The sequence below is a fragment of the Cohnella hashimotonis genome (assembly GCF_030014955.1).
GTDB lineage: Bacteria > Bacillota > Bacilli > Paenibacillales > Paenibacillaceae > Cohnella > Cohnella hashimotonis.
Genome location: NZ_JAGRPV010000001.1, coordinates 4,385,939 through 4,402,928, shown reverse-complemented (window position 1 = coordinate 4,402,928; position 16,990 = coordinate 4,385,939). Strand labels below are relative to the sequence as shown.

At 57.9% G+C, this 16,990-nt stretch carries 18 protein-coding genes; 12 read left to right on the top strand and 6 right to left on the bottom strand.

Features of this window, described 5'->3' with window-relative positions:
* The first annotated feature begins 28 nt into the window (after nt 1-28).
* From KB449_RS17885 to KB449_RS17870, 4 genes are all read left to right on the top strand, one after another.
* A complete protein-coding gene (locus KB449_RS17885) occupies nt 29-865 on the top strand; it encodes an NAD-dependent epimerase/dehydratase family protein (protein ID WP_282909661.1) in 837 nt (278 codons plus the stop codon).
* Between the two features lie 554 nt (nt 866-1,419).
* The gene (locus KB449_RS17880; RefSeq protein WP_282909660.1) at nt 1,420-1,899 is read left to right on the top strand and encodes a DUF6530 family protein; all 480 of its coding nucleotides are present in this window, start codon (nt 1,420-1,422) and stop codon (nt 1,897-1,899) included.
* A 2-nt stretch (nt 1,900-1,901) separates the two neighbouring features.
* A complete protein-coding gene (locus tag KB449_RS17875) occupies nt 1,902-2,282 on the top strand; it encodes a GIY-YIG nuclease family protein (protein WP_282909659.1) in 381 nt (126 codons plus the stop codon).
* A 141-nt stretch (nt 2,283-2,423) separates the two neighbouring features.
* Nucleotides 2,424-3,011 (top strand): NAD(P)H-dependent oxidoreductase, encoded by a 588-nt coding sequence (locus tag KB449_RS17870; protein WP_282909658.1) that lies wholly within the window; start codon nt 2,424-2,426, stop codon nt 3,009-3,011.
* A gap of 94 nt (nt 3,012-3,105) precedes the next feature.
* On the opposite strand, the gene KB449_RS17865 is transcribed toward KB449_RS17870, so the two are convergent.
* Together KB449_RS17865 and KB449_RS17860 are read right to left on the bottom strand one after the other, a co-directional pair.
* Nucleotides 3,106-4,176, bottom strand: coding sequence for a phosphodiester glycosidase family protein (locus KB449_RS17865; protein ID WP_282909657.1), 1,071 nt, complete (start codon nt 4,174-4,176; stop codon nt 3,106-3,108).
* A complete protein-coding gene (locus tag KB449_RS17860) occupies nt 4,173-4,610 on the bottom strand; it encodes a hypothetical protein (protein ID WP_282909656.1) in 438 nt (145 codons plus the stop codon). The genes KB449_RS17865 and KB449_RS17860 overlap by 4 nt, the downstream gene beginning before the upstream one ends.
* A 238-nt stretch (nt 4,611-4,848) precedes the next feature.
* On the opposite strand from KB449_RS17860, the gene KB449_RS17855 reads away from it, so the two are divergent.
* Nucleotides 4,849-5,631: a TetR/AcrR family transcriptional regulator gene (locus KB449_RS17855; RefSeq protein ID WP_282909655.1), complete on the top strand. Its 783-nt coding sequence runs from the start codon at nt 4,849-4,851 to the stop codon at nt 5,629-5,631.
* Between the two features lie 86 nt (nt 5,632-5,717).
* On the opposite strand, the gene KB449_RS17850 is transcribed toward KB449_RS17855, so the two are convergent.
* Together KB449_RS17850 and KB449_RS17845 are read right to left on the bottom strand one after the other, a co-directional pair.
* Complete coding sequence (locus KB449_RS17850) at nt 5,718-6,506, bottom strand: ABC transporter permease (RefSeq protein WP_282909654.1); 789 nt, start codon at nt 6,504-6,506, stop codon at nt 5,718-5,720.
* Entirely contained in the window at nt 6,503-7,387 is an 885-nt protein-coding gene (locus KB449_RS17845) for an ATP-binding cassette domain-containing protein (protein ID WP_282909653.1), read from the bottom strand. The genes KB449_RS17850 and KB449_RS17845 overlap by 4 nt, the downstream gene beginning before the upstream one ends.
* 170 nt (nt 7,388-7,557) lie before the next feature.
* Between KB449_RS17845 and KB449_RS17840 the strand changes: the two genes are divergently transcribed.
* The 3 genes from KB449_RS17840 to KB449_RS17830 all read left to right on the top strand — a co-directional run bounded on the left by KB449_RS17840 (nt 7,558) and on the right by KB449_RS17830 (nt 9,578).
* Nucleotides 7,558-8,100, top strand: coding sequence for a shikimate kinase (locus KB449_RS17840; RefSeq protein WP_282909652.1), 543 nt, complete (start codon nt 7,558-7,560; stop codon nt 8,098-8,100).
* A 225-nt stretch (nt 8,101-8,325) separates the two neighbouring features.
* Nucleotides 8,326-8,646, top strand: coding sequence for a transposase (locus KB449_RS17835; protein WP_282906615.1), 321 nt, complete (start codon nt 8,326-8,328; stop codon nt 8,644-8,646).
* A gap of 11 nt (nt 8,647-8,657) precedes the next feature.
* A complete protein-coding gene (locus KB449_RS17830) occupies nt 8,658-9,578 on the top strand; it encodes an IS3 family transposase (protein WP_282912847.1) in 921 nt (306 codons plus the stop codon).
* Between the two features lie 457 nt (nt 9,579-10,035).
* Here the strand turns inward: KB449_RS17830 and KB449_RS17825 are convergent, their stop codons facing one another.
* Together KB449_RS17825 and KB449_RS17820 are read right to left on the bottom strand one after the other, a co-directional pair.
* Nucleotides 10,036-11,046 carry a Gfo/Idh/MocA family protein gene (locus KB449_RS17825; protein WP_282909651.1) on the bottom strand — a complete coding sequence of 337 codons (1,011 nt, stop codon included), beginning with the start codon at nt 11,044-11,046 and terminating at the stop codon, nt 10,036-10,038.
* 4 nt (nt 11,047-11,050) lie between these two features.
* On the bottom strand, nt 11,051-11,896 hold the full coding sequence (locus KB449_RS17820; protein ID WP_282909650.1) for a sugar phosphate isomerase/epimerase family protein: 846 nt from the start codon (nt 11,894-11,896) through the stop codon (nt 11,051-11,053).
* Between the two features lie 151 nt (nt 11,897-12,047).
* On the opposite strand from KB449_RS17820, the gene KB449_RS17815 reads away from it, so the two are divergent.
* From KB449_RS17815 to gntK, 4 genes are all read left to right on the top strand, one after another.
* Complete coding sequence (locus KB449_RS17815) at nt 12,048-12,953, top strand: AraC family transcriptional regulator (protein WP_282909649.1); 906 nt, start codon at nt 12,048-12,050, stop codon at nt 12,951-12,953.
* Between the two features lie 116 nt (nt 12,954-13,069).
* Nucleotides 13,070-13,744, top strand: a complete 675-nt coding sequence (locus KB449_RS17810) for a GntR family transcriptional regulator (RefSeq protein ID WP_282912846.1) — start codon at nt 13,070-13,072, stop codon at nt 13,742-13,744.
* 210 nt (nt 13,745-13,954) lie between these two features.
* On the top strand, nt 13,955-15,316 hold the full coding sequence (locus KB449_RS17805) for a GntT/GntP/DsdX family permease (RefSeq protein WP_282909648.1): 1,362 nt from the start codon (nt 13,955-13,957) through the stop codon (nt 15,314-15,316).
* A gap of 90 nt (nt 15,317-15,406) precedes the next feature.
* Nucleotides 15,407-16,954, top strand: a complete 1,548-nt coding sequence (gene gntK / locus KB449_RS17800) for a gluconokinase (RefSeq protein ID WP_282909647.1) — start codon at nt 15,407-15,409, stop codon at nt 16,952-16,954.
* The last annotated feature ends 36 nt before the right edge of the window (nt 16,955-16,990 follow it).

Here is a 16,990-nt window from a genome sequence, read left to right as displayed (position 1 = left end):
AGATGAGAGATGAGAGGAGTGAATACGTATGCGTACGATCGCCGTTACCGGCGGCAGCGGCAAGCTGGGGCGTTATGTTATCGAGGAGCTGCGCAGGCAAGGCTATCTAGCCGTGTCGCTCGATCACCGCATCGCCGAAGGTCTTCCCTGCAAGCAGACACGCGTAGATATGAGCGACCTCGGGCAAGTGGTCGGCGGGCTAAAGGGCGCGGATGCCGTTATTCATCTGGCGGCGATTCCGGCGCCTCTCGGTTATCCGCATCACACGATTTTTGCGAACAACGTACTCGGGAGCTTTCATGTGCTTGAGGCGGCGGAACTGCTCGGCATACGCCGGGTCGTGATGGGCTCGAGTACGTCCTGCTATGGATTCGCATGGGCGTCCAAGCCTTTTTCGCCGGCATACTTGCCCGTGGACGAGGCGCATCCGCAGCTTCCTCAGGAGGGTTATGGGCTGTCTAAAACGGTGGGCGAATTGACGTCGGACATGTTCGCGCGCAGAGGCGCGCTGGAAATCGCGAATTTGCGCTTCTCGCTGATCGCGGCGCCCGAAGAATACGGGCGAATGGCGGAGGACGCGCGTCATCCCGAGCGGTTCAGCAAAATTTTGTGGAGCTATATCGACATTCGGGATGCGGCGACCGCGTGCACGGCGGCACTGACGGCGCGGCTGGAGGGCGGCTCGGTCTCGCTGAATATAACAGGGGACGAAGTCCTGAGCGAGCGGGATACCTCAGCTTTGATCGCCGAGCATTACCCCGAGGTGACGGACATTCGCGCGGATCTCGGCGGGAGGGCGCCTTTGTTTTCCAACGCGCTTGCTAAGGAGACGCTGAATTGGCGGCCGATCTACAAGTGGCGTTGACTGGCGTTTCGAGGAGTACGGCAGCGCTGTGTGCGTAGCTAGTTGAGATTCGCATTTACGTATAAGCGGAAGCAGTCAAAAAGCATCGATTCAAGTGCCGGGATAGGAGGCGCTGGCGTCGATGTTTTTTGATGCGCCGATTTCGGATGCGATAGAGGGATAATTGTTAAAGCGCAGCTCATTTTGGCGTTATTGGGCTGCCAGCAGAAATTGTTGTCAAAAGGCATTTATTTCGAGCGTCGACGCAAATTTTTCGGATTTTTCCAGACAATAACTGCCTTTTAGCAATTATCCGGAGCCGAGTCGCACTGGCGGAGAATTAACATCCTTTCAGCAACTATTTTTCCTGCCGATGACCGCCGCTGTCCCTTCACCAGAGACGTCTGCCATCGACAGCACGGAGAAAGCCTTCTGGGGCAGCGTGCAGAGCCCGTTCATCTGCGGCCCGCCGTTTTTGCTTGATGCGGGATTGACCGATCCGTTTTCGTTCGATATATTAGAAGCACTGAATTAGTAATTTAGTAAATTACTAAATTTTAAACGGAGGTCGCATTGTGAAAATCCCGACATCGCTCAAGCATAAGCCTGTTATTATATCCGACAATTACGAAAAAGTGGACGGCCGATACGCCGGACATACGGACGCCAAGGGCCTCTCGCTCGGACTTGCGCAGTGGAACGACCGCGGCAAGGTGGACATTTCGGCGAAGGTATGGCGGTACACGGGGGAGAAGTGGTCCCGGCAATCGGAGGAGCTGCCGCTTCACCGCGTGCTCGATCTTGCGATACTGGTTGCGCGCGGGCTCGGTCATTTCCGCGAAGCCTACCGCCATGAGGAGCTGTACGATCCTGACAATCCGGTCATCGATCGGATCGGTCTGCAAGGAGATGCCATGACTGTGGCGATATGCACGGACAACGAGCGCATTCGCGAGGACATCAAGCTGTTCGGCGCCGCGCTTGAAGGGGACGGCGAGCTGATCGGCGAGCGGCTGCAGACGCTGTCCCGCATTTTGAAGGAAATGGGGTACTGACGATGGACAAACAGCGTAAAAAACAGCTGGCTGAAGCCTACGCACAATCTTTTCGTGCGATGGGCGTCTACCAGATCCGCAATGCGGAGAACGGGAAGGTGCTGGTCCGCTCCTCGATGGATCTGGACGGCGCCCGCAACCGGTTTGAATTTATGAAGCAAATGAACAACAACACGCTGCCGGAGCTGAAGACCGACTGGGATCGATACGGGGGCAGCGTTTTCGAGTTTTCGGAACTGGATCGGATCAAGCCGAAGGAGGAGACGGTAACCGATCGCGCCGAGCTGAAAAAATATCAGGAAGAGGTTGATGCGCTCGCCGAGCTGTGGGTTGAAAAGCTGCAGCCTTACGGAGATAACGGTTATCACAAGCCGAAGAGCTAGCGCACGCATCATAAACGCAAGACGCGCCCCACAAAGTACGTGCTTTTCGTATAATTGTTATCAAATAAAAATGATCATTTGACAACTAAATGACGTCGTGCTAATTTATAGTTATCATATGATAATTATTGGAGGCGCGTCATGAAGCTGCTCGTGATCTACGTCCATCCGAATCATCGGTGCTTGAATCATGCGTTTTTGCGGGAAATCGTGCGCGGGAGCGAGGAGAACGACGCGGTCGAAGAGGTTGAGGTGCTCGACCTGTATGCGGAGGGCTTCGACCCGGTGCTTGTGTTCAACGAGGAAAAAAGGAGAAGAGATATGCATGCCGAGCCTGCGCTCGAGCGGTACCGGCAGCAGATTAAACGGGCCGACAAGCTCGTCTTCGTCTATCCGATCTGGTGGGGCAGGCCGCCTGCGATGCTGCTCGGCTATATCGACCGGATGTTCGCTTCGGGCTTTGCGTACCGGGACAACGGCAAGCTGCTTCCGGAGGGCTTGCTGAAGGGCAAGACCGCCGTATGCGTGTCGACGATGAAGGGACCGGCCGGCTATATGCTGTTCTGGCTGTACAATGCGCACAAGACGCTGATGCGCAAGGCGCTGCTGCGGTACGTCGGCTTCGGCAAGGTGAAGTTTTTCGAATTCGGCAGCATGGAAAGCCCGCGCGGCAAGCACAAGGAGAAGCTGGACAAGATATACCGCTACTTCAGGACGATGACAGCTTGACCGAGGCCGTTTGGCAAAACGGACCGAATAAACGGATCGAATAAACGGATCGCGTAAAATAAAATCACGAAAAAGAGGCCGACGAGGGCCTCTTTTATTTGAAGAAAAGAAAGTTGGTCGCCAGGCGCCGAAGCTGCCCGTCGGAAGGACTGTTGACGACTCTGCCCTTGAACACCAGGGTGGATGAACCGCCACCGTCCAGATTGTAGCCGTCGATCGTCCCGAAGCGGGAGAGCAGAATCTGAAGCTCCTCGAGCGTGGCGCCGGAGCTGCCGTCCTCGCCGCGCCCGTCGATGACCATCATCAGAATCTGGTTGTCCTTGTAGTTCGCGATGACCGTACGCGGCGCGCGGAGCGGGTTCGTCCGCCATTTGGCGGGAATCGGCAGATTTAAGCCGTTCTTGCGGAGCACGGGGACGAAGGAAGCGCCGAACTTGGGTTTTTGCTTGTCCAGCTGGGACTTATTGCTGTATTTGCCGCCGATCAGCTTCAGGTCCTCGTTCAAGCCGACGAAAAACAGATCGTTGAAGCTCGGCTCGAAGCCGGTAACGTACTCGCCGCCGACGACGGTCGTGCTTAGCGGGTACCGCTTGCCTCCCTGGTCCGCGAAGCCTCCGGCATTGACGCCCGCGATCGCCCCGGTCCGCTTGACGGCCGCAAGCGTCGTCTCCGAGCTGCCCGGATTGTTGCCGGCCAGCGCCAAGGACATCGCCTTGTCGCTCTTGAGTCTGACCTTCAGCGCATAGCCGCTGAAGTGCTGCGCGCGGATCGTGTAGAGCTGAGCCGTCAGATTGTCCGATTGCACCGAGTCGCGCGGATACCCGAGCTTGATGGAGATGCGCCGGTCATAGATGGCGGCGGGTCGCCCGACCTGCGCCTTGGCAGTGGACATCATCGCGCTCATGCTCATATTCGTCATCGTATACAGCTCGGATACGCGCTTGACGGAGGCCGATATGTCCTTGGCGATGGCGCCGGCCTTGTCTAACGATTCGAGCTGCCGCTCCGTATAGCCGGCGAGCGAAGGCTCGGGCGTCTGCAGGGCAGGTCCGATCTCCGGCGCTTCCGGCTTGACGCCTGCCGCGAACAGCCAGATCACCATGCCGAGAAAGGGCGCGCAGGCGAGCAGCACGGTTCGGTTCATTTGCTGGACGCCCGTTCTCATTTGAGCACGTCCAGTTCTTTTTTCAGCTGTTCCAGCTGTTTCTTCAGCTCGCTTATTTGCGTATACAGCTTGTTGCTGTTATCCGTCTTGTCGCTGGCGTTGTCCTGCGTGAAGGTGAGCAGCTCGTTCAGCGCTTCGACCTTCGACGAGAGCTGAGTCATCTGTGCGGCATAATCGCTCTCGAGCTTGTCCAATCTGGCGCGGTAATCCTGCTGCATCGCCGCGATCTGGCTCGCGGTCTGCCGCTGCAGCTGCGCGGATACCTGCTCCCGCTGCTGTCCCGTGTACCAGACCGTGCCGGCGACGCCCGCTCCGATCAGCAATAGCCATAAACAGATGAACGGCACGACGGATCTTCTCGCCGCTCTCCTCGGGGGTCTCTCCGTGCTGCCGATCTGCGCTCTCGTTTCCGTCAGAGGGGGAGAATTCATCATTGCAGTTTGTCACCTCGTAATTCGGCCATACCGATATTGAATGTCCATTGTAGCATAATCCGAAAAAAATTGGGCAAACTATACTCCTTTTTTACCTTCGGATGGATAAACAAGAAACGTCATACAGCTTCATTTTAAAGTCGGCCCGGATATTGGCAGCCTGCGTGCGCCGTCTAAATGCCTGTGCTATACTGTATATACCATATACAATTATTTCGTGGAAAAGGGGCGCGGGGAAATGAGCGGCAACGATAAAATCGACGATGACAGCGTGAGCAGTCTGCCGCACGGCGCGCAGCTTGCCTGGGGATTGGTGAAGCCGTCGACGAGAGGCCCGAAGGGCGAGCTGAGCGTCGGCAAGATCGTCGAAGCCGCAGTCGGCATCGCGGATCGCGAAGGGCTGTCGGCAGTGTCGATGAACCGGGTGGCGAGCTCGCTTGGGTTTACGACGATGTCGCTGTACCGGTATATCAAGAGCAAGGACGACCTGCTGATGCTTATGACCGAAGCGGTGTGCGATATACAGATGCCGGAGGAGAGCGAAGGGAAAGGGTGGCGGGAGCGGCTCAGAGAATATGTTGAGACCTGCATCCGGCTCATGCGCGCGCATCCGTGGTTCACGGACGTCCCGATCATGGGCGTGCCGATCACGCCGAACAATTTGAAGATGGTGGATTGGCCGCTGCGCATTCTTCGGGACCTGCCGCTTAGCGAATACGAGAAAATGTCTACCGTTCTGCTGATCAGCGGTTATTCCCGGTTTTACGGCGTCATGATGCGGGATATGGACCGGGCCATCGAGTCGGGCGCGAACCCGGACAGCTTTTCCGGGCTTATGTACGGCGGAGCGCTGAGGCAGCTGGTCACGCCGGAGCGGTATCCAGCGCTTTATCCCATTGTCGCCGCGGGCGTATATACCGAAGACGACGGCAACAAGGAAGAGGCTCAGAACGACTTCGACTTCGGCCTGGAGCGAATTCTCGACGGCATCGAGCTCCACGTGTCCCGGGCGACATCTTGACGAAGGCGTTTCGTACCGCGTACAAAGAGCATGGACAGGGTCTTTAGACCTTGACCATGCTCTTTTTCGTAAACGTACGATTCGTCCTATCTCCGTCCGGCGCGCTTGCGGAAGGCGATGCCGCACCAGACCAGCGCGATGAGTATAAGTGCCGCGCACCAGACGGCACCGATCCAGGCGTGATCTCCGATCGGCGTGCCTAGCAGCAGGCCGCGGATCGTCTCGATGAGCGGCGTGATCGGTTGGTGGCTCGCGACGCCGCGAAGCCAATGCGGCATCGTGTCGATCGGCACGAACGCGCTGGAGAGGTAGGGGAGGAAAAGCAAGATAAAGCCGTAGCCGCTCGCGGCCGAGGGACTGCCGGCGACGAGGCCGATGGCGGCGTAAAGCCAGGTGAGCGTGAGGATGAACAGGACGATGACGCCGAGCGCGGCCAGCCACTCGAGGAGAGAGCCGTTCGGCCGGAAGCCGACGAGCAGCGCCACGCCGATAACGACGCCTGTTGCAACCAGATTGCGCGCGAGGCTCGCGGCGACATGGCCCGTGACGACCGACAGGCTGCGGATCGGCATCGTGCGGAATCGGTCGATGATGCCGTTCGTCATGTCCGTGGATACGTCGACCGCCGTCGTCGCCGCGCCGTAACCTGCGCACAACAGGATGATGCCCGGTACGACATAGTTGGCATAGTCGCCTCCAGGATCGATTGCGCCGCCGAATACGTAGGTGAACATTAACATGAGCATGACCGGCAGGATAATGGCCATCATGAGCGATTCGGTATTGCGAAGGCTGAGCGTCAGGCTCCGGCGGATAAAGACGGCATTGGTCGCGGCAAATGAAGGCGGGGCAAGCGGAGAAACGGATCTGTTCACGATACGGACACCTCCGATGATTGGCGGGTCAATGCGATAAATACATCGTCCATGCTCGGTCTTCGAATCGTCACTTGCGTATCCGGGGGCAATGCGGGGGAGAGGCCGCTCAGGATCCGTCCGATATCCTGCGCCGATCCGGTCGTCGCGATCGTGCGGCTCCATTGCTCCCGTTCGTTCGTCAGCTCGATGACTTCGCCGCCGATCCGGGCTTTTAATTCCGCGGCCGTGCCTTCCGCCACGATGCGGCCGCCGTTAATGACGCCGATCCGATCCGCAAGCTGATCGGCTTCCTCCAAATATTGCGTCGTTAAGAAAATGGTCATGCCCGACGCCTTCAGCCGTTCGATGATGTCCCACAGGGCGCGACGGCTCACCGTGTCGAGACCGGTCGTCGGCTCGTCGAGGAACAGCACCGGCCGGCTTGCCACGAGACTGATCGCCAGGTCGACCCGCCTGCGCATCCCGCCCGAATACGTTTTGACGCGCTTGCGAGCCGACGCAGCCAGATCGAACTGCTTCAGCAGCTCCGACGACCTCCGCTTGGCCTCTGCGCTTTTCATGCCGGAGAGTCTGCACATCATCCGCAGATTTTCTTCGGCGGTCAGCATCTCGTCGACCGCCGCGAACTGACCCGTCAGGCTGATCGACTGCTTGACCTTGCCGCTCTCGGCGGCGACGTCGTAGCCGGCGATCCGAGCGCTGCCGCCGTCCGCCGCCACGAGCGTCGTCAGGATGTTGATGAGCGTCGTCTTGCCTGCGCCGTTAGGTCCGAGCAGCGCGTAGATCTGGCCTTCCGGAACGGCGATGTCGACACCGCCGAGCACCGTTTGTTCGCCGAAGCTTTTGCGCAAGTCCTTGACCTCAATGGCAAATTTCATCGGTGAGGCTCCTCTCTTCATTCGAATAACTGTATATCATGTACACAGTGTATTATATAAACAGTATATATGCAACACTGTTTCTGAATATTCCTTATTTTAATTGGCGGGCTATCGGCATATCGCTATAATTAAGGGATAACTGTCAACGGAAAAGAGTGATCCAGTTCATGCAAGCGCAACAGTCCAAGCCGTACCACGAACGCAATATCGTATTGATCGGGTTTATGGGCGCGGGCAAGACAACGATCGGCAAGGCGCTCGCGGCCAAGCTTTCCCGCGAATTCATCGACGTAGACGAGCTTATAGCTGCGGAGCAGGGGATGCCGGTTACCGAGATTTTCAGAACGTTGGGCGAAGGGGCGTTTCGCCGGATGGAAAAAGAGTATATCAGCGAACTGTGCCTTCAGCAGCGCGGCGCCGTTCTGTCGCTTGGCGGAGGGGCCTTCCTGCAAGAAGAGATCCGCGATCTTTGCATGGCGAACGCGGCTGTCTTTTTGATGGATATTCCTTGGGAGCAATGGAAGACGAGACTGCCGCTTATCCGGGATAGCCGTCCGATCCTGCAAAACAAGACGGACGAGGAGATCAAGGCGCTCTACGATTCGCGCCAGGCCATCTACGAGAGACATCACTGCAAAGTGGACGCCGGCAGCCAGACGCCGGAGGCCGCCGCGCAGGCCATCGTCGATTGGCTGGAAGAGCAGAAATAAACCGAAAAAGCGCTGCCGGGCATTTTGTGCCCAGGCAGCGCTTTTTCAGGTTCCTTCCGGATTGGGACAGCGGCGAAACAACGGCTCGTTAAGCGCGCTTTCGGCGTGCCGGCGCTTTTCGGAGGTTTCGCGAATCGAAAAACCTGCATCTGCTCCTAGGCCCCCTAATCGAATTGGAGTCCCCCCCTACAATGATTTAAACTAGGGATAAGGGAGATGAGCGGGATGGGAAAAAGGTTAAAGGAAGAAACACGGCTTAGAATTGTTAAGGAAGCATTGGCTGGGGTTAAGGTGGGGGTGCTTGCTCGCATGTACGACATTCACCCCGAAACCATTCGTTTGTGGATACGCGAGCATCGTGACTTTATTCCACCGGAGGACATTCCCTCGGCAGACGAGCATTTGCAAGAAATCCAGCGGTTGCAGGAAGTCGAGCAGCGGTATGACAGAGCGGTTAAAGCGCTTGGTGAAAAAGAACTCGAAATTGAAATTCTGCGTGAACTGCTAAAAAAAACAACCCCCGTTTATCCGAAAAATTCGAAGTAGCAGAACCATTTATTAAACGGGGGGAGCCTGTAGCACGGGTTCTGCGCATTCTCGAGTTGAATGAGTCCACCTATTATGAGCGGCGTAAGCGTGCCGCTCAGCCTGACGCAGAACGCGTCGAGCCGGTCCGCAGGGGACGCCCTGTGCCCGGATACGCCTACAACGAATCGGGCGAGAAAGTCTGCGACGAGCAAATCCAGGAATGGCTGTTGCTACTGCTGGAGGGCGAAGAGCACGTCTATGGCTATAAGCTGTTAGCGCGCTGTATTCGCAAGCAGTACGGGGTGAAGCTGAACAAGAAAAAGGCTTATCGCATGTGCAAGGCACTCGGCATTCTTCAAAAAAAGCGGCAACGCCTACAGACGCATCCTCGGCGATTGCCGAGAAATCACACCATCACCGCATCGAATCAACTTTGGCAAATGGATATCAAATATGGCTATGCCTTGGGTCAGGAGCGTTTCTTTTTCGTACTCAGCATCATCGACGTGTTCGACCGCGTCGTCGTAGGGCAATACCGCGGCCCTGTTTGCGAGGCCAAGCACGCGGTGCAGACCCTGGGGATCGCGCTGCAGCAGCGCCTTCAGCCGGGTGAAGCACTGCCTATCATCCGCACGGACAACGGCCCCCAGTTCGTCAGCAAGCTGTTTCAAGACATGTGCGAGTGCTGGGACATGGTCCATGAACGGATTCCGCCGCGGACACCGAATATGAATGCCTACATCGAGTCTTTCCACAGCATCCTTGAGCGTTGTTTGTTTAGCAATCGTACATTCATGACGCTGGAGGAAGCTTATGAAGCGTTCGACCAATTCATGGATTTTTATAACAACCGTAAGATGCACGGCAGCCTAAAAAACATGGCTCCAACAGCGTTCGCAGCGTGGGTTAAGACATTGGACGATGCTTCAGCCTTTTACAGATCGGTGTAATCGCTTGAAATAACGAGCTGCGCTATGAAATTGGAATCATTGTAGGGTATGACTCCAGTTTTAGGGGGCCTAGCCGTCTGTACATCTATTTTCAACCAAGTTGCGACACTGGATTAAATTCCTGCAAATATGCAGGTATATTCAAAGCGTGAGCCTCAAATCCCGCTTACGCAGGGAAATAACTGCGTTTTTGCATTTATTTTGTGCCCAAGTGACGATATCGACAAAAAAAGATGTATTTTTGCAGGCATTGCGGCATAGCGGCGAAGAAACGACGCGGACATCGATAAGAGGGCCCATCGGAACGGTTGTCGGAAAACACCGCGCCAGGCCTTGCGATGGGCCCTAGTTTCGCATATCCACAAACTAAAAAAGACATTCGAGGCGATCCGGCGCACGACAAAAAGACCGCACATCGCTGTGCGGTCTCCCATGCTCATCATTCCGTATGCTTCCCTTACAGCTTCACCCATTCGCCGCCGCGCTCGGCGGATTGCTGCTCGGCCTCGACGATCTCGAGCGTCGCGAGCGTGCTCTCAGGCGTGCAGACGGAGACGGCTTCGTCGTTCAGGATGGCGTTGGTGAAGCTGAGCAGCTCCCCATAATAGCCGTCGTGAGCGGCCAGCTCCGGTTGGAAGCCGGCTTCATCCTTCGGGTTGACGGTCAGGCCGTCCTTGCCGAGGATGATGTTCGCGCCGTCGAAGTTGACGCGGAAGCCCATCTCGAAGCCGAAGTCGCCTTCGAGCGTCCAGTCGACCTGGGCGTTGACGACCTTGCCGTCAGCAAAACCGTAGTGCGTGGAGGCGACGTCGAAGCCGCTGCCCGGGATGACGTTGCGTCCGATCGTGGATACGCGCTCGGGCTTGCCGAACAGCCAGTTCACGATGTCCGTGTCGTGAATATGCATGTCGAGCAGGGCGCCGCCGCTGAGATCGCCGTTCAGGAACCAACCGGCCGGAGCGTGAGAGCCTCTATAGAAATAGCCGCCCTTAACGGCGCCGTAGCGGCCGTCTTCCACGGTTGCCTTGAGGTACTCGTAAGCCGGCCAGAAGCGGAGGCATTGTCCGATTTGCAGCTTGCGTCCGGTCCGTTCCGCCGTCTCGACCATGCGCCGCGCTTCGTCCGAACGGCGAGCCATCGGCTTTTCGCAAAATACGTGGTAGCCCTTCTCGAGCAGCTCGCAGGTCAGATCCGCGTGCAGCGTAGTCGGCAGCGTGATATCGATCATATCCAGCTCTTCGCCCGCCAGCATCTTGTCGACCGAATCGTACAGCGCGTAGCCAGACAGGTCGTACGTTTCCTGCGCGGTTGCCATATTGCCGCCGGCCTTGGCGTTTTTCAGCGTCTCGATCGCGACGTCGCAGATGGCGACGACTTTGACCTGCTTGCCTTCGCCCGCCAGCCGCACGTAGTTGTCGAAGTGCATTCTTCCCATGAAGCCGAAGCCGATAAGTCCGATTTTAAGCATGCGATCAGCCCTTTCTTCCCAGAATGGCGTCCATAGCGCCGGAAGTGTTGTAAATGATTTGCTTGGTGTGGTGCGTGTATTGCGGGATCATCTCCGCCGTGACGTACCCGTCGTAGCCGATCTCTTGCAGTGCCGCCACGACCGCCGGATAGTCGACGTCGCCGGCCAGCAGGTCGACGAAGCCGTGCAAGCCGCCCGCTTGTCTGCGGTAATCCTTGAAGTGTACTTTTTTGATGCGATTGCCGAGAATGCGGATCCAGTGCTCGGGATAACCGCTGTATACCGTATTGCCGACGTCGAAGTAGGAGCCGACAAACTTGGAGCCGGTCGCGTCGATGAATCCGCGCATTTCGAGCGGGGAGAGCAGGAACTTGTTCCAGACGTTCTCGATGCCGATGGATACGCCTGCTGCCTCGGCTTCGGGCGCGAGCTTCGTGATCGCTTCGAGCGCGCGGTCGTAAGCTATGTCGTAAGGGACGACTTCGCTGCCAGGGATAAAATCCACGCCAACGGCGCCGGGGATGACAAGAATGGCGTCCGCGCCAAGCTTGGCCGCGGTTTCGATTTGCTTTTTGCATACGTCGATCGCCTTGAGGCGGTTCGCTTCGGTCTCGCTCGTCATCGCGTAGGACCAGTACAAGCCCGTCGCCAGGCCGGCCAGCTCCAGCCCCGTATCAGCCAGCTGCAGCTTGATGTCCTTGAGCTCGCTGTCCGTTGCCTCCAGACCGAGCTCGCCGGTCTCGTTGAGCGACAGCTCGATGCCGTCGAAGCCTGCGTCCTTGGCCGTCGCGATCGCGTCCTTGATCGAGACGCCATCGCCGAACGACCAAATATTGATGCCTTTTTTCATCGGGGTAGTCCTCCTTGGGAAGCGTTTTATATGTCTTCATTATAAGGAAGGCGCAGCCGCGTTCATTTAGAGAAGAAAGCTAAAACTTGCACGATTCCGTTCTGACAAAGCCGCTTATGATAAAATGATGGAACGAAGGGAGTGGCTTTGGATGGATTTTACGCGTTTTCCGCTGCAACGGGCACTGCCGGCGAAGGACTGGTCGCCGACCGTCCACTATGCGCAGTACCAGAAGCTCCCGCCTGGCAAGCTGCCGGAAAGGTATATTTACGATTTTGAGCTGATCTGCGTGTGCAAGGGGAAGCTGGCGACCGAAATGCGCGGCACCCGCTATACGATCGGAGAAGGCGAGGCTGTCGTTCTCCCGTCCGGCGTACCCCACCGCAATGCGATCGTGTCCGCGAACGGCGCGACGCTGCTTGGCATCCACTTCGATTTTGACGGATTGCTTCGGATCGTAACGGAGAGCGACATGGTGTCGTTCGATCTGGACGCCGAGCCGGACTTGGATAAATTCGCGGAAGAGCCGATCGCACCCGATCTCGATGCGTTATCTTCGCGCGCCGTTTATGCGTGCGGGCCCGAATGCTTTCAACTGATGGATCGGCTCGTCGGGGAGTTCACGATGCGTCGAAGCGGTTACGAGCTCGCGTGCAAGTCACTGATGCTGGGCATACTCGCGATGCTGCTGCGGTCCGGGAACGAAGGAACCGACGGGAGCGATTCCGTGCACCGCGAGCGAATTCGCAAAATGGTCGAAGCGATGGAAAGAGAGCCCGGCTCGTCATGGAGCGCCGAGCGCGTCGCGCGAGAGCTGAAGGTCAGCGAGGATTATGCGTCCAAGCTGTTCAAGCAGATCGCCGGCATGCCCCCAGGGCGCATGATCCAGTCGATCCGACTTCGCGAAGCCCGCAGATTGTTAAGGGAGACGGACTGGTCGGTCGAGACCGTCGGGGCAAGGATCGGCTATCCGGACCTGCACTACTTCAGCCGCGTTTTCACGGCTGGCGAAGGCATCTCTCCGCGAGAATACCGCAAGTTGTCGAGAGTGCTGTAAGCGAGAGGATTCATCCGCCAATCCTCAGTACTATTTACAGGTCGAATTGCGCAAGTTAAAATTAACAGGTCGACTTGTCGACAAGATTGGATTTGGTGGAAGAAAGGTTGGATTCGATGCGACAATATCCTGCCGCCTGGCTGAAGGGACAGTCTCGAGGAGAAGCGATCGCAGGCGAGCTGCGGCTGCGAATCGTGGAAGGTACCTTAAAGCTGGGCGACGTCCTTTCGGAAAATAAAATCGCTGCGGACTTCGGCACGAGCCGGTCTCCTGTCAGAGAAGCGCTGAAAGCGCTATCCAACGAAGGCTTGATCCGTCTCGAGCGGATGGGGGCGGTCGTGCAGGGGCTCTCCGCCCACGATATCGCCGAGCTGTACGACGTTCGTTACCTGATCGAGAGCTTTGCGCAGCAGCGCCTCGCTTCGTCCTGCACGCCCGATTTGATCGCGAGTCTTCGTCACCGCATCGACCGCATGCGGATCGCAGCCAAGTATGCCGATATCGCCGAGTTCGCCTGGCTTGATTTCCAATTCCACGACGGGCTGATCGCTGCGGCGGGACACGCGCGGATCGCGCGTTTGTGGGACAGCATCCGCCATGTTGTGCTTACCGTCATGCTGCTCACGACGGAGGAGATTTTCGGAGACGGTGCGGACCGTCTCGAACGCGTCGTCGCCAAGCATGAAGCGATTGCGGACGCCCTGGAATCGGGTGAGGAAGTCCGTATTGCAGGCGTCGTGCGGGACTATTTCGCCGACTCGAGCAAGACGCTTCGCAGCACTTGGTCCTAACTTGCAAATGTCTTCAAAGCTTCAAGATGTCTTCAAAGCTTCAAGATGTCTTCAAAGCTTCAAGATGTCTTCAAAGCTTCAGGGAACGCGAATCTGCGTCCGGGTTGAAGCTCTTCTTTTCGTGCAAACTTGTCGACTAGTATACGTGTGCGCGGGGTATACCATTTTTAGAAGAAGAATCCGCAAAAACGATTAACGGAGGTTTGGATCTTGGACCATTTGTTCGGTATGGGGCATAACGCAACCTTGCTCGTCTGGGCGCTGATCTCGATTGTGTTTTTGGTCGTGATGATCGCCAAATTTAAATGGAATCCGTTCGTCACGCTCCTGCTTTCCGCGCTGCTTCTCGGCTTTTTGGCCGGCATGGACAGCCAGGAGCTGATCAAGTCGGCGACCGGCGGACTTGGGGGGACGCTGGGAACGATCGCCATCGTCATCGGGCTTGGCACGATGCTGGGCAAAATGATGGCCGAGTCGGGCGGGGCTGAACGCATCGCGACGACGATGATCGACCGATTCGGCGAAAAGCGGGTCCATTGGGCGATGATGATCGTCGGTTTTATCGTCGGCATTCCCGTTTTTTTCGAGGTCGGCGTCATCTTGCTTATTCCGATCGTGTTCATCGTCGCGCGAAAGGTCAAGATGCCGCTCCTGCAGATCGGGATTCCCGTGCTGGCCGGCTTGTCCACGGTGCATGGACTCGTGCCGCCGCATCCGGCGCCGATGATCGCGATCGACGCATTCCAAGCGGACCTGGGCAAGACGATTCTTTTTTCGCTCATCGTCGGTCTGCCGACGGCGATCATCGCGGGGCCGCTGTTCGGAAAATGGATCGGCAGGCGTATTGCCGTCTCGCCGCCCGAAAATCTGGCCAAGCAGTTCAGCTCGCGGGAGACGGGCGACCTGCCTGGATTCGGCATTACATTGTTTACCATTCTGCTGCCTGTTATTCTAATGCTGGCGGGATCGATCGCGAGTATCGCCGATCCGCATGCGTCCAGCCCCGTGACCCGCTTTTGCGCGTTTATCGGGCACGAGGTCGTCGCGCTGCTGATCGCAGTCGTCTTCTCGTTTTTCACGCTCGGCTTCGCCAGAGGCTTCACTAAAAACGACATTTCCCGGTTCACGCACGAATGTCTGGCGCCTACCGCCTCGATCATTCTGATCATCGGCGGCGGCGGCGCCTTCAAGCAGGTGCTCATCAATAGCGGCGTAGGCGACGCGATTGCGGCCATCGCCACGCAGGCAAACGTGAACGTCCTGCTGTTCGCCTGGCTGGTCGCGGCTCTGATCCGCGTGGCGACCGGCTCCGCAACCGTCGCCATGACGACGGCGGCCGGCATCGTCGCGCCGGTCCTGGCGCTCAATCCGGGCTCCAGCGTCGAGTTGGCCGTGCTCGCCACGGGAGCGGGCTCGCTCGTGCTGTCCCATGTCAACGACGCGGGATTTTGGATGGTCAAGGAATTTTTCAACATGACGGTTCCGCAGACGCTGAAGTCGTGGACCGTGATGGAGACGCTGCTGTCCGTCTTCGCGCTTGCGGTCATCATGCTGGTCAGCGTCTTTGTCTAGCCTGGCGCGTTTTAAGATAAACGCCTAAAATCATTCGCAGCTTTTTATTCGTTTTATTGTTTCATTATTGAAGGGAAAGAAGGTTGCGCCATGCATGCCTCCATGTACATGATCGGCGTCGATATCGGCACCACCAGCACCAAGTCCGTGCTGTTCGAGGAAAGCGGCAAGGTCGCGGCGCAGGCTACGGTGGAATATCCGCTTTATACGCCTTCGCCCGTCGTTGCCGAGCAGGATCCGGACGAGATCTTCCGGGCCGTGCTTCAGACCCTTCGGGGCGTGTTGGACCGGAGCGCCGTCGATCCGAAGCGCGTGCTGTTCGTCTCCTTCAGTTCGGCGATGCACAGCCTGATCGCAGTGGACGGCGAGGGCCTCCCGCTCACCCGGAGCATTACGTGGGGGGACAACCGCAGCGCGGCATGGGCGGAGCGTCTGCGGGAGGACGGAACGGGCCATGCGATTTACCTGCGAACGGGCACGCCGATCCATCCGATGTCTCCGCTGACCAAGCTGATGTGGCTGCGCGAATCGCAGAGCGAGCTGTTCAGGACCGCGCGCCGGTTCATTTCGATCAAGGAATACATATTTGCCAAGCTGTTCGGCGAATACGTCGTCGATCATTCGATCGCGTCGGCAACCGGACTGATGAATTTGGAGCGGCTGGACTGGGACGAAGAAGCGCTCGCGACGGCAGGCGTGACCGCGGATCGTCTGTCGCGGCTCGTGCCGACGACTTATAAGCTCGCCGGCTTGAACGATGCTTACGCGCGGGAGACGGGGCTTGCGGCGGACACGCCGTTTATCGTCGGCGCCAGCGACGGCGTGCTGTCCAATCTCGGCGTCGGCGCGATCGAGCCAGGCGTCGTGGCCGCGACGATCGGCACGAGCGGCGCCATCCGGACCGTGACCGACCGTCCGGCGACAGACCCGAAGGGACGCACGTTTTGCTACGCGCTCACCGAGCGACACTGGGTGATCGGAGGCCCGGTCAACAACGGCGGCGTTCTGCTGCGGTGGGCCAGGGAGGAGTTCGGATCGTCGGTATCCGAGACCGCCAAGCGGCTTAAGATGGATCCGAACGATCTGCTCATGGACATCGCGGCCAAGGTGCGGCCGGGCAGCGAAGGCCTCCTTTTCCATCCGTATATGACCGGCGAGCGCTCCCCGCTTTGGGATGCCAACGCGCGAGGCTCTTTTTTCGGACTCACGCTGCATCACGGCAAGGAGCATATGCTGCGCGCCGTCCTTGAAGGCGTCATCTTCAACTTATATACTGTATTGCTCGCCGTAGAAGAACGAATCGGGCGCCCCAGACGCATTCATGCGACAGGCGGGTTCGCGCGGTCCGCGCTGTGGAGGCAGATGATGGCGGACATTTTCGACCAGGAGCTGATCGTGCCGGAGAGCTTCGAGAGCTCCTGCCTCGGCGCGGCCGTGCTCGGCCTGTACGCGACCGGAAGGATCGGCTCGCTGAACGTTGCGGCCGGCATGGTCGGCGCCACGCACCGGCATGCGCCCGATCCGGCGCACGCGGCGGTTTATCATAAGCTGCTGCCGATCTTTATCGGCGTATCGCGAAGCCTGAAGGACGAATACCGGGCAATCGCAGCCTTCCAGCGCGAGCTTGCCGGAGACTAACCGACGGGATTCGTATTGACTTTACCGAGATTCCAG